The organism is Pseudomonas sp. MWU13-2862, assembly GCF_023242495.1.
GTDB lineage: Bacteria > Pseudomonadota > Gammaproteobacteria > Pseudomonadales > Pseudomonadaceae > Aquipseudomonas > Aquipseudomonas gingeri_D.
In genome coordinates, this window is the sequence record NZ_JALMEZ010000011.1 from 55,560 (window position 1) to 76,389 (window position 20,830).

Consider the following 20,830-nt stretch of genomic DNA (forward strand, 5'->3'; position numbering starts at 1 on the left):
GCGAGACCGCCAAAAGCCTCGCGGCGCTGCGGCAATCCGACAGCACCGCTCCCACAGGGTATGCGCTCAAGCCTCAAGGCCGGCGCAGGTTTCGGTTCAGCTCAGGCCCAGGCCATAGGCGTTACTCAGGTCGAACAGGATCGACTCCTTGCCGCTGGGCAGGTGCGCCACGTAGTACTTGATCGGCGGCACCACGGTCGCCCGGTCGGTGGACCAGGTCAGGCCGAAATCCCGCGAGCTCGTCGACTCCGTCTCCCGCAGGGTCTCCTCCAGCCATTCGCGCTGGGCGCCCAGGGGCCAGCGGTTGCCGTAGAGGCGATGGATTTCCTTCAACTCGGCGCGTGCCGGCAGGCGCCGATGCCCGGCGTTGGCCTTCGCCTGCATATTGGCAAAGGTGCCCAGTCCCAGCCCATGGCAGTGGATAACGCCGCTGACCGTCAGGTTGTAGCTTTTCATCTGTCCACCCTGATCGCGCACGGTGATGGTCGTGCTGCCGTTGCCGCGCACCGTGACCAGACCGGACGCGTCGACCACGGCAATCGCCGGATTGCCCGAGCTGTAGGTATAACCGGGCGTACCGCCACTGGCCTGGCGTCGGACCGAGGTGGTTGGGCCGAAGGCGGGCAACACCGTCGGATGGCTGGGGATCAGGTAGATCTTGCCGCTGAGCGTCACCGGACGCTGGTCGAACACCAGATCGGGACGCCCACTGCCCGACAGTCGCAACTTGACGGTGACCGCTTCCGAGCGTTCCGACAGGTTGCCCGCGCGGTCCTGGATCCGGTAGGACACCGGCCAATCGGCATCGGCCCCCAGTGAGAGGAGAAAGGCGCGGGGAAACTCGATGACGATGGTCTTGAGTTCCATGACCCGCATCCCCGGCCCCTCGATATCGCCCCAGAAGGTGCTCACCTGGTCGCCGACCGCGAAACCGTTGTAGCTGGCGATGGTCCCCGGCAGCACATTACCCAGTTGGCTCAGCTGTGCCGAGGTCAGGCCGTCGTGGACCTGGGGTGGAAAAGCCATGGCCGCGAGCAACGGCTGGCCGGGTTTTTCACGGTCGACCTCGATCAGGGTCGGGAACGAGTCCGTCCATTGCTGGCTGATGGTGTCGTATGCCCGGTATCTGAGTTCGTGGTTACCGTGGGTCAACGCCTCGACGGGAATGTCCAGGTTCAGGGTGTCCCCGGGATTATCGCCCGGACCGATGAACACCGGGCTGCCCAGCAATTCCGTGCCCCACAGCAGCTGATAGGTCTCGTCGGTGGAAGGGTTGCTCCAGACCGGGAAGGTCACCCGGACGGGGGCGTCGAGGGCGCTGATCGGCAGCAGCCCCTGGCCGTCATCCAGGGCCGCCTCGACCCTGGGTCGCTCCAGCTCCCGGGCATTCTCGGGCAGGCCCCGGGCTTTTTTGCAGTCGAGGAGCAGCGCGGACCCGATACCCAGGCCGCTGGCTTCATAGAGCAGGCTCAGGCCGGGGGTGACCTTGATATAGGGGTGCTCCGGCTCGACCACGTCCAAGGTCATGTCGAGTACCGCGTGCACCAGTCCCAACGGGCTTTTGCTGGTCGATGACCAGGTTTTCGGCTTGAGCGGCGACTGCAACGGCCAGCGGTTGCCGTAGGCCGTGCGGATGCTGATCAGTTCGTCCAGAGACGGAATGCTCAGGCCTTTTTGCCGGGCCTTGTGCAGGGTCTCGTCGTTGCTGCCCTCGCCCAGGTTGTAGCACTGGACCACGCCGCTGACGCTGACTTCGTAGCTTTTGCGCTGCCCGGCGCTGTCGCTGACCCGGATCCGGGTCTGGCCATTGCCACGCACGCTGACCTTGCCGTTGCCGTCGACCACGGCAATCCGCGGGTTGTCGCTGCTGTAGTGATAGCCGGGCACGCCGCCGCTGGCCGTGCGCTGGCTCGTCGTGCCCGGGCCGAAGGCCGGCAGCACCTGTGGGTGGCAGGGAATCAGGTAGATCTTGCCGGGCAAGCTGACGGGGTGGGTGTCGAAGAGCAGTTCCGGCACCCGCTGTCTGGTCCGCACCACCAGGCGTAGCCGGGGGAAGGTCAGGGCGGTGGATTCGTCGGGGCTGCCGTCGAAGGTCACCTTGAAGGTGAAGGTCAGGCCGCTGAGGTCTTTCAATTGATCAAGCTCCCCCCGTGGCACGGGGTCGTCGAAGGCGTCGGCGATCGAGGGGATTTCCCGGGCCTCCCAAATCGCGAAGGAGTAAGGCCGGCCGTCGGCCCGGGTACCTTCGCCACGCAACCAGACCCGTTGCCCGAGCTGGATATGCGGCCATTTCAGGATCTCGATGCGGGCATCGCCGCTGAAGGTGTTGAGGTCGAGGACCTGATTGTCCGGTGCCTGATGAACGAAGGGCGTGGGCAGGTCATCCTGGGCGATGGGCAGGACGTCCAGCAGCAGTTTCTCCGATGGGGCGGGGATGCCGTCGCGGGTGACGGTATAGCCGACCTCCACGCGTTTGCCGATATTGGCGCTGACCGCCGTGACGGGCACGGCGAAGTCGACACTGCCGCCGGCACTGCCGGGCTTGGCATCGATAAGAGGGGTGCCGGCACCGGGCGTGCCGCGCCAGTAGGCCTGGATACTGTCGCGGGTCTCCATGACATAGCCGACCCGGATCGTCGCGCCCATCAGCGCCTGCAGCGGGAACAGCAGCGTGTCGTGGGCCTCCAGCACCTTGGGCACCGGCAGATCCAGCGGGCTGGCACTGACCGGCAACAGCAGGGCCTGGGACACGACGGGCTCCGGGGCGACGGTCTGGACTTCATAGCGCACCACCACGGAGCCCCCGGCCAGCACGCTGACCTGGTCGTCCGGAATGCTGAAGTCGATGTCCTGGTCGGTCCCGATTACCGCCTTGGCCTCCTGGTGGCGGGTTTCCATGCCGGCGGCGGTGGTGCCGAGCCAGATCAGGGTCACGCTCTGGCCCGGGGCGATAAACGAGTAGGGCTCAACCCGGGCAATCACGCCGGTTTGCGTCGGGTCGAGCACATTGCCGTTGGCTTCGGCCACGGGCACCCGGGGCGGCTTGAGGGTCAGGGCGCGGCCGGTGATCTGCAATGGCAGGCTCCGGGAACGGCGCGCGGGCTGGTTGGGCGTCTCGACGTAGTAGTAGAACCGCGCCTGGCCCCGGATGATCAGGAGAAACTGCTCGTTCGGCACTTCGAAGGAGACGAAGGCATCGCTGTCGCTGCCGGGCAGCATCGCGCTGTACGCGGGCAGCGTCGCGCCGAGGGCGGTTTCCCGTTCGACCAGCAGGCGCAGGGTCTGGGCGCTGCTCATGCCTTCATACCGCAGCACCAGGGTCTGCACGTCGGCGCCATTGAGGGTGTCCAGGTTCAGTTGCATGCCCTGGGCACGGGGGACCACCGGCGGGCGCAGGTCCGGATCGCCGATGCCGACTTCGACCAGGGCCGGGCGTGACCAGCGCGACCAGTTGTTGACCCCATCGCGTATCTCGTAACGCACGATGATCGCATCGGAGTTGCCGGCCTCGCGGATAATCTGCGGATCGATCGGCACCACCACTTCGTCGCTCGGGGCCAGCAAGGGTGGGTGCTGCACCAGGCGGCCATGCCAGGACACCACGATCGCATCGCCGGCGGCCATGTTCGCATAACGCTTGATCATCACGCTGACCCCTTCCGGGTCTTCGATTACTCCGGGCGGCAGGATCACCGGCAGTTCCAGCTTGTCGTTGACGGTGGGCGTCGCGGATTGGGTGTCGGGGTCGCCGGGGACGTCCAGCTTGATCCGTACCTGGGTTTCGGCGGTTTCCGGCGCGCCGCCGGGAAAGGGGGTGAGGACGTAGCGCACCGTCACGGCTTCCGCCGACATGATCCAGCGGGTTTCGACCCGCAGGGTCAGGTGGCTGGCGCCGGGTGTGCTGTCCTGGGTATGGCTGGCGACCGGATCGGGATGGCTGCCCCAATACAGGTCGATCCGATCCCTGGGTTTCAGCTCCAGCGGGGCGATCACCACGGGCAACGGCCGTTGCGGGTCGATCACATCGGTGGCGCCGATGCCGCCGAGATTAAAACTGTTGATCAGCGGCGGGACCAGCTCCCGCGTGGCGCGCGGGCGTCGATCGGCGCTGGCCGGCGGCGGGTTCCAGGTGGGGGAGATCGGGCCTGCCTTCTCCCAGAGCGGACTGGTCTCCAGCACACTCAATTTGCCCGCGCTGGCGACGGCGTTGATCAAGCGAACATGAGGCAGGGTGATGCTGTTGCCGCTGACCGGTTCGACCGGTATGCACAAATCCCGTTGTGCGCTGGAATCCCTCGGCTCGTACTTGAGCAAGGCGCCGTCCTGGCTGGAGTAGTAGATACCGTTGAGGAAGAGATTTTCCGCCAGCAGGGTCTTGGTGACGAAGCAGATATCCTCGACGCAGAAAAAGTCGGCGCAGGGTGTGTCGCCGGTCTGATAGCGGGCAGGGTCGAGGGGTTTGGCATAGTGAATACTGTCGAGCGGGGTTTTCCCCAGGGTCAATTCAAGACGCTGTTGCTCCAGTGCCTGTGTCTTCCGGTCGGCCAGGGTGCGGGTGACCTTGATCGCCTGGCCATCGACGAAAGGTTCGAGGGTGACATAACCGTCAGGGGCGGAGGTGCGATAGATCGCATCCGCCAGCAGTGCGCCTCGACCCTGGCCGATCTTGCCATGGGTATAACGCGCGGCATCGTCCGGGTGAGCGAAAAGCGGGCTGAGGGCATAACGTTCGATTGCGCCCGATGCGCCGTCGGACGGGTCCCAGGAGGCGCTGACCGGGCCTGTCTGGCGCCACAGCGTACCGGGCCGCAAGACACTCAATTTGCCGCTGGCGGCCACACGACGAACATAGTCACGACCGGACAGCGAGCCGTTCTCCAACTGGCCCTGGGTATCGATACCGTCGTTGTGAAAGAGACTGCCCCGCAGCACTTCGTCGGCATCGGGCACCAACGGCACCTGGTAGCTGAACAAGGCCCCGTCGGCGCTCGCCAGATACAGCCGGGTGGTGCTCTTGTGTCCTGGCACGATCGCTGTCTGGCGAGCGGTCTCGATGGCGTGGGCGAAATCGCGTACTGCAATGAAATGCTGGTAGACCCTGTCGCTGGGCGGCGCCTCCCGCCGGGGCTCCGACACATAGAGGCCATCGAGGCGATAACCGGGGATCAGGCTGAGAACGGCGATCTCCGGCGGGAGCACAAGCGTGCGATCGAAGTGGCCGCTGGTGTCGAGGGCGGGGGCTGTGGAGACGTATTCCTTCTCGGTTTTCTTGAAAATAAAGCCGAAGCTGCGTTGGGTTCTCGGGTTGGTTTGCGCAAGGGCATGACGCACGGCATCCGCTGCGGTCATGAATACCGGACTGAACGTGGGGGGGGAGGTAGCAATCAGTGCCTGGTCGGTCTCGACGCGCACCCCGGCGGCGCTGTCGCGAATCGACAGCACTTTCCCGGGGCTGGTCCAGATATCGCGACCAGGGACCAGCACCCGCAGCTCGCCGGCCTTGACCAGATCACGAGCGAATGTCAGCACGGCGCCCTTGTCGGTCTCCAGGCCGCTCTTGAAACGTTGTTCCGTGGGATTTTCCATCAGGTTCAGCGGGTCTGTCGGCGAGGGCGACAGCGTCTTGAACAGGTCGATTTCGCTCGGGGAGTGCTGGCTGGTGTAGCGGATCAACGAGCCGTCCTGGCCGGAGAAATAGCGCAATGGAATCGCGCGATCCTTGATGGCCCGATAGATATCCCAGGTCGGAAACAGGTTCAGGTACAGCTGGGCTTCCGTCGCCGCCAGCAGGAAATCCAGGTTGCCCAGGCGTGAGCTGTAGGTCCCGACAATCGTGTGATCTTCCAGGGGAAAGCCATTTCGGTGGGGGAATACCAGCGTGTGGTCGAAGATCTCGGTGGCTGAAACCAGCGGCGCGCTGGAGACAAACAGGCCGTCCGCGCGTTTCAGGATCACCCCGCCATGGACCTTGTCGTAGCGCCGGGGGATCTGCCCGTGGGCGTGGCGTGCCGCGTCGTCGGCGCTGGCGAAGAGCGGGCCGAGGACGCGCCGTCGCAACTGATGATAAGCGTGCCATTCACTGCTGACCCGACCGGCCGGTCCCCACAGTTCACTGGGCTGAAGCACGCTCAGTTCACCGCTGTCGGCCAGCGCGTGAATGAAATTCAGCGGGTCGAGGATGCCCTTGACCAGGCGTTCGCCGTAGCTCAGCAGGTTTTCGCTGCCGGCGAGCAGCGATTGGTCGGCGTGGATATCCAGCGATCGGTATTTCAACTGCGCACCATCGCGGGTGCTCAGGTACAGGGGCAGGGTCGGCGAGTTCGGCTCCGGACGATAGGCTTTGATCTGTTTGAGCGCCGCCAGCAGCTCTGCGGGCAGAAAGAAGTTGCGGTATATCCAGACGTCCTTGCACGGCAGGCGTCGCGGATACAGCGCGGCGCTGTAGTAGAAGCCGGCCAGGCGACAGCCGGGCGGCAATGCCGGAGAACCGTCGGCGCCGGTGGGCAAGCGTGGGTCCGCGGCAAACAGCGGTTCCCGGGCGCTCAGCGGTTCACTGGCGGCGTAGCGCTGGTGGCTGTCGCTGATAATCACGCCGATCCGCCGGTCGCGGTAATGACCATTGATGCGTTCGTTGGCGTACAGGGCCGCGGCATCCGCGCTGTCGAACAGTGGCCCGAAGGCCGGCAAGGCCGGAGTCGAGGCTTTCTGCGCTGGATAGGGTGCCCAATCGCGGGGCAGCTGGCCGGGCGGGCCCCAGTAGGTATCGCCACGGACCACGTAGAGCGCGCCGGTTTTGGCCAGGGATTTGATGAACTCGCTGGGCAGCAACCGATTGAGGTCGCTGAGATCATTACCCGGCAGCAGGCGCGGGATCAACGCGTCCTCTTCAGCGGAGCCGCTGGGCATGTATTTGATGATGGTGGAGTCGGTCATCAGCGCATAAAACGCCCTGACCCCCTGTGGCCGGGCGAGAAGGGTGGTCAGGACCTCATCCGGGGTGATGCTTTTCAGGCGCAGGCGGGTTTCCTGTTCGGAGAGTATCGAGGGCCTGTCGAGGGGCCCGTCGTTTTGCTCCTTGAGGGCCGACAGGCTTATGTTGGAACGGTAGACGGCATAGAGCCGGTGTCCGGGGGGGAAGCTGGCGATACCGGTTTCGGTGATCGGATACAGGGTATTGCGGTTGAAGCGGCGGTCGTTACCGGTGGTCGGCAGCGTGGCGACAAAGGTCGCGTCCTGACGTTGGAAGATCAGCCCGCCGAACTCCTTGTCGCTCCCCCCCTGGATCAGCTGTTGGGCATGGCGGGCGGCGTCGTCCGCCGAGAGGAAGGCCGGGCCCAGTTCAGGCAGGACGGCGTCGGTGAAGGGGGCCCAATGGATCGGGTCGACCCGCCCCTGTCGGTTCCACAGGTAGCTGCCGTGCAACACCTGCAAGGAGCCGGCGGCGGCGATCGTGCGGACGAATTGGTGGGGCCGCAGTGCGCCGCTCAACAGTTGCTCGCGAGCGTGCCGGGCCCGTGCCTGCCAGTCCGCGCCTTCGGGCAGCAGTGCCTGCTCCAGTTCGCTGTCCCCTGGGTGGTAGGCCAGCAGCGCCCCGTCGGGGGTGCCGAAAAACAACGGCGGCGGGTGCGTGCCAGGCGCGGGGGCACGGGAACGGCGTGCGTGATGGAGCCCGGCGAACAGGTCGTAGGGACTGAAAAAGTTTTCGTACAGCCAGCTTTCCCGGGGCGGCAGTTGTTCATGGGCGGTCTCGGCCTGGCAGTAGAGGCCGGCGAGGATAAAGCCTTCGGGCAACCGCAGCCGGCCCTGGGCGTCCCGACCGAAGAGCGCGTCCGGGTCGAAGGGCATCGGGGCGCCGTCCAGCGCTTGCGCAACGGTGAATTCCGCCTTCTGTGCCTGCTTGAGGATAAACGACGAGGGGCGTTTCAAACCTTTGAAAGCGGTCTGGCCGTGGGCATACTGGACGGCTTCGTCGAGGCTGGCGAAGGTGCGGCTGAGCAGCGGCATCGTCGTCTTCTGACGCATCGGCGCGACTGCAAGATCCGTTGGAAGGCGACTGGCGCCGGGTTGTTCGGCGTGGGTGAGGGCGTCTTGAGGCATGGCAATACTCGTCTGGAAATGGACCGGGGAGCGTCCCGTGTCGGCGCCGCCGGCCTTGCAGTGTCTGGGCTGGCAGATAAGGTGTTTTCATTTTCAGGAAAAGCGGCGCAGCGATGCGTTACATATCTAGGTTTCCGGCGCGGGCCCATTTGGGGGCCGTGATCGGTGCGGACAGTGAGATGAGAGGCGACATGTCGACCCTGCAAACAACCCATTCCCAGGCCACATGGGTCGTGGACTCGGGCTATCTGTACAACGCCGCCGGGGAGGCTGGCCCGCTCGCCACGCTGATCCTCGCCCACGGTGCCGGCGCGCCGATGGACAGTGACTTCATGGCCGCCATGGCCGATCGCCTGGCGACACAGGGCATTGCCGTGGTGCGTTTCGAGTTTCCCTATATGGCGCAACGGCGCCTGGATGGCGGCAAGCGTCCACCGAACCCGCAGGCGCGCTTGCTGGAGTGTTGGCGCGAGGTGTACGAAGGCGTGCGGCGTCAGGTCCAGGGGCCGCTGTTCATTGGCGGCAAGTCCATGGGCGGACGCATGGCCAGCCTGCTGGCCGACGACCTTGGTGCGTCAGGACTGGTGTGCCTGGGCTATCCGTTCTATGCGGCGGGCAAGCCGGAGAAACCACGGGTGGCGCATCTGGCGGATCTCGTCACGCCGACTCTGATCGTGCAGGGCGAACGCGATGCCCTGGGCAATCGGCAAACCGTGTCGGGTTATGAACTGTCGGCGCAAATCGAGCTGAGCTGGCTGGCAGCGGCCGATCACGATCTCAAGCCGCTGAAGGCCAGCGGTTTCACCCATGGGCAGCATCTGGACACGGCGGCGCGGCACATCCACGACTTTATCCTGAGTCAGGCGCTGTAAAGCGCCGGTTGCCTGGCCGGTGGCAACCGACGCGGGAGTGGTCAGCCCCCGAGACTGACCACAACCTCGGTGGCGGGTGAGCGTTTCGACCAGTTGCCGACCACATCATGGATCTCGTAGCGCACCGGCAGGCTGCTGGAGTTGCCGACGCTTTCGACGATTTGCGCGGGGATCGGGACGACCACCTCTCGCTCCAGTTCCGCCGCGCCCAAGGCCGGGTGTTGGAGCGTCTGGTCGGCCCAGCTCACGGTGATCCGGTCGCCTTCGCTCATGTGCGGGTAAGGCGCGATGATCACCCGCACGCCTTGCGGATCGACGATCACCCCCGACGGTTGCACCTGGGGTGGACGCAGGGCTTCGTTCTCATAGGGCGTCGCCGGGTCGGTGTCGATGCCGCCGGGGGCTTCCAGCTTTACCCGGATGTGGCTGGCGTCGGAGTCCTCCGATGTGCCACCGGGAAATGGGCTGAAGCGATAGCTGACCGGCACCGGGTCCGGGGCGGACGCCAGGCTGCGGCTGTCGACGGACAGGGTCACGAAGCCGTTGGTGGGTGGCGCGTCGAGGGGATGATCGTAAGTGGCGGCCGGTTCCGCGGCCTCCGCCCAGTACAGATCGATATGATCCAGGGGCTTGAGGTTCAACGGCCCGACCAGCACGTTCAAGGGTTTCTCCGGGTTTTCGACATCGATGGCACCGACCCCGGCGGGATTGGCGCTGAGGATCAGCGGTTTATCCAGGTTTCGCTGATGGATGTGCTTGGACATGATAAAGGCTCCATGGGCAAAAGAGATCAGTTCACTGGCTGAAGGCGGACGGGCATCGACCAGCCACGCGCATGTCCAGATAGGCGCTCCGGCGTTTCGAGCGGCCGGTTCCGGTGACGCTGTCCACGTGGAACGAGGCCTCGGCATGACCGTAGCAAGTGGCATCCAGCACCGATCTTGGGACGCGCAGGTCATAGCCGTCGCGGACCTGTTCCTCGGTCAATGGCGCGGAGGTGTGCGGCCACTGGTTTGTTGGATTACCGCCAATCAGCTGGTCGAAACCTTCGTAAAGGAAGTGGATGACATCGCCTGCCTTGATATTGAAGTAGGGGACGATATGCACCGGTGCGCCGTCCTGGCCGTTGGCCGTGTTGATCGCGCCGTTTTCGTTCAGCTCGGTGAATAGCGGGGCGTCGGGCCCCTCGGGTCCGCCGGGCAGTTCATCGCGGGAGCGGACGATGATGCTTTGCTCCGGCGATCTTGAAGCGTTCGGATTGCCGGCCTGGGTCACGCTGTACCACACGCGGATATCGCTGCCGGTGCCCAGCGGCCTGAAGCGGCTGTTGAGGACCGGCAGGTGCAGGTCGCGGGCGGCGGCGACATCGCCCTCGGTGATGGCATAGGGCGGGTCGAACATCGGTTGTCCGGCCCAGAGCAACTGGATGTCCTGCCCTTCGCGCAAACCGGGATTCCAGGTAATGACGGCACGCGCATCCCGCTCAAAATCATTTTCGTCGATCAGGTTATCCACAGCTTCGGGCGAGGCGCCGCGAATGGTGGGGCGTTGCAGGTCGCCTGGCAGAGGAAGTCCGTTGAGCAACAGCAACACATCGATGGCGGTCGAGTCCTGGGAGCTGTTTCCGGCGCGGTCCGTGACCGTATAGAACACCGGGCCGTTGAAGTCGTCCAGGGACTCGAGAAAGGCGCGGGGGTACTCGATGATGACTTTTCGCGGTTCCTCCATGTCATCTTCCTCGACCTTGCCGCCGGGACCTTCGGTGGCTCCCCAGAAGGTTCTGATCCGGTCGCCGATGGCGAAGCCGCTGTAGCCGTGGACGGTGCCTGGCAGCACATCGCCCAGTTGCGTCAGTTCTTCCGAGGTGAGGCCGTCGCTGACAGCCGGGGGGAAGTCGAGGGGCGCGAGGGTAGTGGGATAGCCGGGGGCGGTGGTGTCGATTTCGACGGGGGAGGGGAAGGAGTCGGTGAATTCTTCGCTGAAAGTATCGGTGACACGATAGGCCAGTTGATACTTGCCCTCGATCAGCTGGTCGAGGGGAACATAAAGTTCCAGGGTGTCGCCGGGCTGGTCCTCGGGTTTGATAAATTCGCTATTGCCGATAGGCACTTCGTTCCAGAGCAACTGGTAAGTTTCGCTGGTCGAGGGATTGTCCCAGACTTTGAATGTCACCAGGACCGGGGCATTCAGTGCGCTGATGGGCAGCAAACCATCTTCGAAGGCATCGGGAACATGGGGCTGGTCGAAAACAGGTGCTTTAAGTGTCATATTGATTTCCTTGTTTGAATACGGCCTTCAAGAGAAGGCCGCAGACACACTGAGGCACTTGATAAGTCTTGGCTTATAAAGGGCTTTTAGGTTTTCAGGGAATATTAAGTTGGCGCGTTAACTGCAACCGACACCGGGTTTGTTCATACTGACCGGGGCCGAGCCCATCAACGAGTTGGCCGGTTCCTGATTATGTTCAGGGCGCGGTTCAACCCGATAAGTAACCTCCGCATAACCTTTGCAAATGCTGATCAACTTGGGGAGCGGGATCAGAAAAGTCAGGCCCGTGCCGATATTGGTCGGGTTGATCGTATCGGTCTTTTCATAGAGCGCGTCCGGGATAGGCGTTCCGTCCAGTTCAAACCCTTTGAACGTCAGGGCAATGTCGTGGTAGAGGCGGATATTGTCATAAGGCCTGACCAGTACCGGCGTGCCGTCCGGACTCAGGCTCGGAATGACATGGCCGGCGTCGGACAGCCGGGTGAACACCGGCTCCAGTAATCCGAGCTCGCCACCGGGTTGTTCCATTTTCGAACGCACCACCACCGGTTGGCTCGGCGCCAGTGCCGGGTTGGGGTTGGTGTCGCGGGTGATGGTGTAGGTCACCGGGATGGCGGCACCGGTCCCCTCGGTTTTGATGACCTGGTTGCTCACCGGAATGTCGATATCGACACCGGCATTGAAGTCCGCCTGGGTGATCCGATACCACTGATCCACCACCTGCTGGCCCCAGTGCAAGTTGACGTAGTCGTCGACGCGCAGGCCGTTGACCCAACGGAAGATGGCCCGCCCATCCAGCTCATAGTCGTCCGGGTCGATGAAGTTGTCTTCGCGGTTGGGATTGCCGCTGGTGCCCTGGATCGTCAGTGGCTGCAGGCGTTCCTCCGGAACGGGCAGGGTCAGGTAGACCGCCACGGGCTGCACCAGCGAGGACCCGACCAGTTGGCCGTTGCGGCGTACTTCATAGTGGACATTGACCGTCGCCTCGGGGAAGCGATTGATAATGTCGAATTGCAGGACCGGCGAAAGAACCGGATCGTTGTCTTCCTCGCCGTCCTGGACCGGAATGGCCGGCAACGGGTTGTTGTCGCCCCAGTAGAGCGTCACCAGGTCCTCGGCCTGGGCACCCAGGTAATGTGGAATATCGACGGTGACACCGGTGATCGCATCGTTGTAGTCGATCAGCCCGCCTTGTGCGGGGCTGGCCTGTTCGACGATCGGCCGTGGCAGATCGTCCGGGATCTCGGCCAGCAGCAGGCGGATCTGCCGCGCCAGGGAGCGCGGCGAGACGTTGCCGGCACGGTCGGTGACGATATAGGTGACATCCGACAGGACGTTGCCGACCTGGGACTCGACGTCTTCAAGGAAGGCGCGGGTGAAGGACAGGGGGACTTCCTCCAGCTCGACATCGTTCATCTGCACCGTGGCCGTGGGGCCTGGGATGTTGCCCCAGAACGTCTCGATGAAGTCACCCTCGGCCATGGTGCTGTAGCTGGTCACCATGACATCGAGGCTATTGCCCAGTGCGGTCAACTCCGCCGAAGTCAGGCCATCATCGACCTCCCGGGGGAAGGCCATCGGGCCATGGCTCGGCAGGCCGGGACGGGTGGTGTCGACCTCGATCAGGGTCTCGAACGAGTCGGTTTCCTCTTTGCTGATTTTGTCGTAGACCTGATATTTGAGCTTATATTTCTTATCGGTTGGATTGACCGGGTCATTCTTCTCAACCAGCAGTTCCACGGGAATATCCAGGCTCAGGTATTCCTCCGGGTTTGCCAGGTCTTCATCGAGGACATCGGTGCGGGTACCAATGGCATCGCCCTCCCAGAACAATTGATAGGTCTGGTCGGTCGTGGCGTCGTCCCATAATCTGAAGGTGACGGGAAGTGGCGCATTGAGTGCACTCAAGGGCAATAAACCGTCTGGAAAAGCACTCGCTACATCGGGTTTATCCAGCTCTTTGTGGTTGGCTCGGGTGTAACTGTTTTGAGTAAGAATAAGGCGCTTCTTGTTTGTGCACATATTTCTGTTCCTGATTGGAAATGGATGAAGATAAGGCGACTGACGGTGTCAGATATTGATAAGTCAGGAATGCGTTACTTCAGGTTTTATCGATAGGTGTTTTCCTATCTGGGGCTCACGTAATAGATATGTGAAAAGAGTGTCAAGCGCTTTTTAGATGTTGAGATGTGCGAAAGCATGATTTTCTTGTAGGAATGTATCTTGTGTTATTTAGGAGGTGTCCTACTTTTTTGACGGCCTTTTTTAATATTAAATCGGGGTCGAGCCTTATCAAACTATTACTTCTGTTTGGTGGAGAAGAAGTAATGTTACGCACGACTTATCGATTGGCCCCGTATAAAGGCCTCGGGAAAATCGCCTGCCTCATGGGGGCCGTATTGGGGGCCCCGGTGAGTCTGGCGCAAGACGCTCCGGACAATGAGCCCCAGGGGATAGTGGACAATCGCCGGGAGACGGTCACGGCCGGGAGCGAGGCCACGTCATGGCAAGTGATCAATGGCGGCATATTGGATATTGTCGACGGCGGTGCCGCGACCAGCGTCAGGGCTGACGGATCGACCTCCCAGGTGAGGGTCAATGGCGGTACGGTCACCGGAGGTATCCACTTGGGGGGCGCCAGGGCTACCCTCAATGAGGCGCAGGTGCGCAACGATACCGGCACGGCACTCGAACTGAGTACCCTGACGTCGGCGGGTACGACAACCGCCTCCAGGGCGACTATCCAGGACAGTACGTTGTCCGGAGCTGGAATCGGAATTGCGGTGGCGGCGCTGGGACAACTGAGCCTCGACAATACCCGGGTGTTCGGCGGCGACTTCGGCGGGGTGGGGGGCGTCGGGATAAAATTGCTCGGCGCAACGCTGACCATGACCAACAACAGTCATGTGCAAGGCGATTCGATCGGCTTGCAGCTCGATGGCCGGACCGCCGCGCCGGGCGGGCCGATCATTCCCCGGGAAGCCGACATCGTGGTCGATAACTCGATCATCGAAGGTCTCTCTGGCCCGGCTATCTCGGCGGTGGAAGGCACGATTGCGAAAATCACCGTGCAGAACGACGCGCACCTGCTGTCCGGCAACGGCATCTTGCTGGACGTCGCGGGCGCCAGTAACGTCGGTTTCACCGCCGACAGCAGCCTGCTGCGCGGCGACCTGGTGGCCGACGACAGCAGCACCCTGGATGTCACCCTGCAAAACGGCGCGCAACTGTTCGGTAACCTGATCAACACCAACAGCGTGGCGATCAACAGTCGAGCGAACTGGACGCTGACCGGCGACGCCGAGGTCAAGTCGCTGTCCATGGACGGCGGCAGCGTGACCCTGGGCTCGGCCGAGCAGTTCTACACCCTGTCGCTGGGGGAGCTGTCCGGTACCGGCATGTTCAATATGCACGTCAACCTGATGGACAACACCGGCGACAAACTGGATATCAACGGCGAGGCCCACGGCAACTTCCTGCTGAATGTCCAGAACACCGGGCTCGAACCCAACTCCCCGGAGATCACGCCCTTGCACGTGGTGCACACCGAAGGCGGCGATGCGCTGTTCGAAGCGGTCGGCGGCAGCATTGACCTGGGTGTCTACTCCTATCAGTTGGAGAAGCAGGGCGATGACTGGTTTATCGTCGGCTCCGGCAAGACCATCAGCCCCTCGACCGAGGCTTCGCTGGCGCTGTTCAACGTCGGGCCGACCATCTGGTATGGCGAGCTGGCGACCTTGCGCAGCCGCATGGGGGAAATTCGCACCAGTGGCGAGGGCGGTGGCTGGATCCGTAGTTACGGCAGCCAGCACAACATCACCGCCGAGGCGGGGCTCGGCTACAAGCAACGCCAGAAAGGCTTGTCTTTCGGGGCCGATCTGCCCGTGCCGGTCAGGGACGGGCAGTTGCTGGTCGGGGTCATGGCCGGCCACAGTCGTTCCGACCTGAGCCTCAATCGTGGCACCTCCGCCACGGTCGACAGCTACTCCCTCGGTGCCTACGGCACCTGGCTGCGGGACGACGGCTACTACCTCGAGGGCGTGCTCAAGCTGAACCGTTTCGATAACCAGGCCGATGTCAGGATGACCAACGGCACCAAGGCCAAGGGTGACTACGACAACTTCGCCTATGGCGCTTCGCTGGAGTTAGGCAAACACATCAAGCTGCGTGACGATGTCTTTGTCGAGCCTTACGCCCAGTTGTCCTCGGTCCTGGTCAAGGGCGGCAGCTACCAATTGGACAATGGGCTGCGAGCGGAGAACGACCGTACCGTCTCCGTGCTTGGCAAGGCCGGCGCGACCCTGGGGCGTAACCTTGAACTGCGCGACGGCGGTCTGTTGCAGCCGTATCTGCGGGTGGCCATGGCCCATGAGTTTTCCCGCAACGACAATACGGTGAAGGTCAATGACACGGCCTTCGACAACAGCCTGTTCGGCACCCGTGGCGAATTGGGCGTGGGGGTTTCCGCCGCGCTGTCGACGGACCTGCAACTGCATGCCGATTTCGATTACATGAAGGGCGAGCACATCGAGCAGCCCTGGGGTGTCAATCTCGGCCTGCGCTACGCGTTCTGATCGGCGCGGTCATTGACGACCGTTTTGATCCGAAGCCCTCGACGAAGGATCGCCGAGGGCTTTTTTCGTGTCTGACGCTCAACGCGCCATGACGGTCGCGCGTGACGAGATGTAGACATCGGCGGGCAATGAGGTGACCCTCCCCAGCTCGCTGATCACCTCATAGCGGGCCCGGCCACGACCATGCTCGATAGCCATCAGGCGCGCCAGCGGCACCCGCAGCCGGCAGCCGTTGCGCAGTTCGTGCTCGCTGACCAGGCGTTCGCTGCTGAAGGCCGCGGCCTCGATCTCGTTGCCGCCAGTGAGGGCGTCGAAGCCGCAAAAGCGCAGGACGATGCGGTCGCCGACTTTCATGTTGCGGTAGGGGCTGATCAGCACCACCGTGCCCTCCGGGTCCTGGCGCGGGTCCACTACATTCAGCACGTTGGCCGCGGCGAACACCGGCTCCATCAGGCCCGCCGAGCCACCCGGCAACTGCATCTGGAAGATCACCGCGACTGATTGCTTGGGCGAGTAGGAGGTGTTCGGATTGCCTTCCCGGGTCACGGTGTACTGCACACTGATATCGACGCCGCAGCCTTGTTCGGCAATCAGGCTGTTCGGTACGTTGATCACCAGATAGCAGGCGGCCTCGACATCACGAGGGGTAATCAGGTGTACCAGCGGTTGGCTGGACTGGCCCCAGAACAGGTTGATCCGGTCGCCGGCCTGGAACGCCTTGCGCCAGGCGATGACCGCGTCGGCCGAGAGTTGTGCATTGTCCTCATCCAGGTAGTTGTCCAGCCGCCGGCCATTCGGATTCTTGCCCTTGATCAACGGCGCGGCCAGGGCCTCGTTGACCATCGTCTGCGGGGTCGGGTCCTGCGGGCCGGGCAGCTGCAAAAAAACCTCGAGTTCCAGTGTCGGTGAGGTGAACACCTCGCCATTGCGGCGAACCTGGTAGTTCAGCCGGGCCGGGCCGTCGCCGTGGCGGGAAATCACCAGATAACGCGCCATGACGTTCAGCAGCAAAGGCTTGTCCAGTTCGTGGGCGGTGATGATCCGCCTGGCGGCGGCCCGTTCGCCGTTCCACAGCACGCAGATTTCGTCGCCGATGGCGACATGCTGGTAGGTGGGCACCGCGATCTTCACGCCGATGCGGGCCTGGGCATCATGGACCTGGCCATTTTCCAGTTGCAGGGCCAGGGGGGCTTGCAGGTTGGCCGGTGCCTGCTGTAACTGCAACTTGAGCATGACCGCTTGCGAGCGCACGGAGGTATTGCCGGCGCGATCGCGGACGCTGTAACTCAGGGCGAATTCGCCGTTGCCCAGGTGTTCGAGGAAACTTCGGTCGACACTGAGCCGGATTTTATCGCTGCCGAGTTGATCGGCTTGCACGGTATGGCTGGGCCCGGCCTGCTCGCCCCAGTAACTTTGAATCACATCGCCCCACTGCATGTCGAAGTAACCGGGAACCGTGACGGTGAGTTGGTTGTCCAGGGCGACGAGTTCATGGTTGCTCAGGCCGTCGAGGGTGACCGGCGGAAGGATAAGGGCGGCGAGAAGAGTGCCGCCGGGTGGGCTGCGATCAATAACCAGGGGCGTGGTTTGCGACTGATAGGCGATTGCGCCCGGCCCCGTGCTGATTCGGTAACCAAGTTGATAAGTCCCTTCGACGGCGAGTGTGCTGACCGGGAGATGCGCATACAAGATATCACCCGATTGCAGAGGCGGCGTCAGTGGAATGGGGTCGCCAATCAATACATTGTTCCAGGTGAGTTGATAGCGGTCATCGGGCCGTGCATTCGGCCACAGTGGCAGGGAAACCGAAAGGGGACTGTCAAGCTCGCCGACTGGCAGCAGCCCATCCTCCGGGGCCGCTTGCTCGACACGGGGGGCGATAAGGTCCTCTTTCGTGAAGCGAGACTGTAGGGTGTTTACTAGATCCATCATAAGGATAGTCCTGCTATCTAATTGAGTGTTGTCAGGTCGTTTCACGGTCAGACGCGTTACCGATTATTGTGAGTGTTTTATGTCGGCACGTGCTGATCTGGCAAATAAGGCATGAACGTCTCAAGTGGGTAGTAACTATCTATGGGATGTCATGCCTGCTCTTTAACGAATAGTAACGGTTGAGCATTGTCAAGGGTTTTGCAGGGATGGTTTTGATGAGGCAAGTTGTGTCGGTTAAAGGTTTGTATGTTTTAGGAAGTTTCTTACTCTAAAAGTAGAGTTGATTGACTTTCTTCAGGCAATAAAAAACCCGATGACTATTAATCATCGGGTTTTCCGGGCGCTTTAACGATTACCGGTTAAAACGCTCCACCAACGAATACTGCGTGTTGGCGGTGCGGGTCAACTCTTCGCTCAAGTGCGCCGAGTCGTGCGCCTGCTCCGAGGTCTGGTCGGCCAGTTGCGCAATGGTGCTGATATTGCGGCTGATCTCTTCGGCCACCGAGCTTTGCTCTTCGGTGGCGGCGGCGATCTGGGTGGTCATGTCGGTGATATTGGCCACTGCTTCGCTGATCCCCACCAGCGCCGCATCGGCTTCCATGACTCGCGCCACGCCTTCCTGGGCCTGGCGGTGGCCGGCGTCCATGGTTTGCACGGCGTTGCCGGCGGTCTGTTGCAGCTTGGCGATCAGGGCGTGGATCTGGCCGGTGGATTCGCTGGTACGTTGCGCCAGTTGACGCACTTCATCGGCAACCACCGCAAAACCACGACCCATTTCCCCGGCGCGGGCCGCTTCAATCGCCGCGTTCAAGGCCAGCAGGTTGGTCTGGTCGGCAATGCCCTTGATCACATCGACCACGCCGCCGATCTCGTCACTGTCCTTGGCCAACTGCGTAACCGTGCTCCCGGTCTCGCCGACCACCACCGACAGGCGCTCGATGGCCTCGCGGGTCTCGCCGGCGATATCGCGACCGCGACTGGTCAGGCGATTGGCTTCCTGGGTCGCATCGGCCGTGCGCTGGACATGACTGGCGACTTCCTGGGTGGTGGCGGCCATCTGGTTGACGGCGGTGGCCACCTGCTCGGTTTCCTGGCGCTGGCGATCCAGGCCGGTGGAGCTTTTCTGCGCCAGTTCGTCGGACTTCTTCGCCTGGCTGGTCAGGTGCTCGGCGGTGTCCTGCAAGCGGGTCAGGCAGGTTTTCAGACGGGCTTCCTGGCTGAGGATGGACATTTCCAGACGGGCCTGGGCACCACGACTGTCGGTGTACATCTGCGCGATCAGTGGGTCGGAGGTGGTCTGTTCGGCCAACTGCAACAGGCGCTTGAGGCCGCGCTGCTGCCAGCTCAGGCCCATCAGCCCGAGCGGTACCGAGACCGCCGCGGCCAGGGCGAAGCCCCAGTAGGAGTTGAGCCAGATGCTGATCAGGAAGCTGACCTGGCTGACCAGGATAAACGGCAGCCAGTCCTGCAGTACCGGCAGCCACTTGTCGCGCCGCGGCACGGCCGACTTGCCCTGGTTGATGCGCTGGTACAGCGCCTCGGCACGGCGGATCTGCTCGGCGGTGGGTTTGATCCGCACCGATTCGTAGCCGATCACCTGGCTGCCTTCGAAAACGGGCGTCACATAGGCGTTGACCCAGTAATGGTCACCACTCTTGCAGCGGTTCTTGACAATGCCCATCCATGGCAGGCCTTGTTTCAGAGTGTTCCACATATGGGCAAACACCGCCTCCGGAACGTCCGGGTGGCGCACCAGGTTGTGGGGCGCGCGGATCAGTTCTTCACGGGAAAATCCACTGATCTCGACAAAAGCGTCGTTGCAGTAGGTGATCACGCCTTTGGCGTCGGTAGTGGAAATCAACCGTTGCTGAGCGGGGAAGGTGCGTTCGCGTTGGGTAATGGGTTGGTTATTACGCATGGTTTCTCTATCCGCAAGGCTTTGACGGGTTGTCGGCAGGGCAGGGGAAATATTGAATATATTTTTCAACTTTCAGCGCCGGTTCATATTCTGGCCTTTGCGTACTCGTACCCGTCCTTGAATACGAGTCGAACACGCGTGAAGTTAATGTGTTCAGTTTCCCCTGGGGGTTAACCGAACGACAGTAGCCAATAGGTACTGTCGTTCGGTTTATCACGGTTGCAACATTGGATAAGTAAAGAAAACGAAGTGCACTGTATTAAGTGCGACATGGGTGGCGATGGCTGCGGCCAAACCGCCAAAACGGTAGGCCAGACCATAGCCGACACCGGCCAGTGTCGCCAGTAATGCCCATTGCCAGCCTGCCCCCAGGTGCGTCAGCCCGAAGACCAGCGCGGCGCCGAACAGCGCCAGGCTTTCTCCCCGTGGCAAGGATCTGAAGCAGCGACTCAGGCCGCCCTGGATATAGCCGCGAAACAGCACTTCCTCGACCAGGCTCACCAGCAGCAGGTTGTTCAGCAGCCAGAGCCAACCCTGTTCTGGCCACTTCGGCGCCCAGTCGACGATGCCCAGGCTGATGGCGCCGCCCAGGGCCAGCAGCGAGGTCACGGCCCCGGCAAGCGCCGTAGTGCCCAGCACCCGTCGCGCGGAGCGGCGATTGACCACCCACGGGCAGACCAGCAGCAGCCAGAAGCCGACCAGCGGTTTATCGAGATTGAGGTACATGGTGAAAGGCACGGCGTCCGGGGTGAAACGCACCGCGCTGATCATCCGGCCATTCTCGAAGCCCGGCAGCCAGTGCAGGGCCAGGCCGATGGCGAGCAGCAGGAACAGGCCGTGACCCAGGTAACGAACCGGGCGATTGCGCTGCTGGAATGCCGCGGCACCGGTGGCCAGCAGCAGGGCGAAGGCGATCAGGCTGGGCAGCCCCAGATGGCCCACGCTCAAGGCCAGGGCATAACCCAGGGAAAGCAGGGCCAGATAAGCCCAGGGCAAAACAGACATGCAGGGTCCTCTATTCGTTGAACAAGTAAATCCCGGTGTTGAGGGCCAACTATCATAACGTACGGGCCAGAGCCGCTGGCCAATGAAAAACAGCGGCCGTACCGGCGTGTTTTCAAGGCTGGGCTCCTCCAGCCCGGGCGATGAGGCACGCTCTCAACGGCGGT

Annotated in this window: 9 protein-coding genes; 2 read left to right on the forward strand and 7 right to left on the reverse strand. The window is 62.6% G+C overall.

What is annotated here, in order from left to right; all coding sequences use genetic code 11:
- Positions 1–96: 96 nt before the first annotated feature.
- Positions 97–8,097 carry an Ig-like domain-containing protein gene (locus tag M5C56_RS20085; RefSeq protein ID WP_247263294.1) on the reverse strand — a complete coding sequence of 2,667 codons (8,001 nt, stop codon included), beginning with the start codon at positions 8,095–8,097 and terminating at the stop codon, positions 97–99.
- 191 nt (positions 8,098–8,288) lie between these two features.
- Here M5C56_RS20085 and M5C56_RS20090 point away from each other — a divergent pair, with 191 nt between their 5' ends.
- Positions 8,289–8,969, forward strand: coding sequence for an alpha/beta family hydrolase (locus tag M5C56_RS20090; RefSeq protein WP_247263293.1), 681 nt, complete (start codon positions 8,289–8,291; stop codon positions 8,967–8,969).
- 41 nt (positions 8,970–9,010) lie between these two features.
- Here M5C56_RS20090 and M5C56_RS20095 read toward each other — a convergent pair whose 3' ends face one another.
- From M5C56_RS20095 to M5C56_RS20105, 3 genes are all read right to left on the reverse strand, one after another.
- Positions 9,011–9,733: a hypothetical protein gene (locus M5C56_RS20095; RefSeq protein WP_103497921.1), complete on the reverse strand. Its 723-nt coding sequence runs from the start codon at positions 9,731–9,733 to the stop codon at positions 9,011–9,013.
- 31 nt (positions 9,734–9,764) lie between these two features.
- Positions 9,765–11,237 carry an addiction module component gene (locus tag M5C56_RS20100; RefSeq protein WP_103497922.1) on the reverse strand — a complete coding sequence of 491 codons (1,473 nt, stop codon included), beginning with the start codon at positions 11,235–11,237 and terminating at the stop codon, positions 9,765–9,767.
- Between the two features lie 117 nt (positions 11,238–11,354).
- Complete coding sequence (locus M5C56_RS20105) at positions 11,355–13,145, reverse strand: hypothetical protein (protein ID WP_247263292.1); 1,791 nt, start codon at positions 13,143–13,145, stop codon at positions 11,355–11,357.
- 419 nt (positions 13,146–13,564) lie between these two features.
- Here M5C56_RS20105 and M5C56_RS20110 point away from each other — a divergent pair, with 419 nt between their 5' ends.
- Positions 13,565–15,811, forward strand: a complete 2,247-nt coding sequence (locus M5C56_RS20110) for an autotransporter outer membrane beta-barrel domain-containing protein (RefSeq protein WP_247263291.1) — start codon at positions 13,565–13,567, stop codon at positions 15,809–15,811.
- Between the two features lie 78 nt (positions 15,812–15,889).
- Here M5C56_RS20110 and M5C56_RS20115 read toward each other — a convergent pair whose 3' ends face one another.
- The 3 genes from M5C56_RS20115 to M5C56_RS20125 form a co-directional block, all read right to left on the reverse strand.
- Complete coding sequence (locus M5C56_RS20115) at positions 15,890–17,500, reverse strand: hypothetical protein (protein WP_247263290.1); 1,611 nt, start codon at positions 17,498–17,500, stop codon at positions 15,890–15,892.
- A 595-nt stretch (positions 17,501–18,095) separates the two neighbouring features.
- Entirely contained in the window at positions 18,096–19,661 is a 1,566-nt protein-coding gene (locus M5C56_RS20120; protein WP_177103028.1) for a PAS domain-containing methyl-accepting chemotaxis protein, read from the reverse strand.
- 213 nt (positions 19,662–19,874) lie between these two features.
- The gene (locus M5C56_RS20125; RefSeq protein WP_103499755.1) at positions 19,875–20,666 is read right to left on the reverse strand and encodes a CPBP family intramembrane glutamic endopeptidase; all 792 of its coding nucleotides are present in this window, start codon (positions 20,664–20,666) and stop codon (positions 19,875–19,877) included.
- Positions 20,667–20,830: the final 164 nt, after the last annotated feature.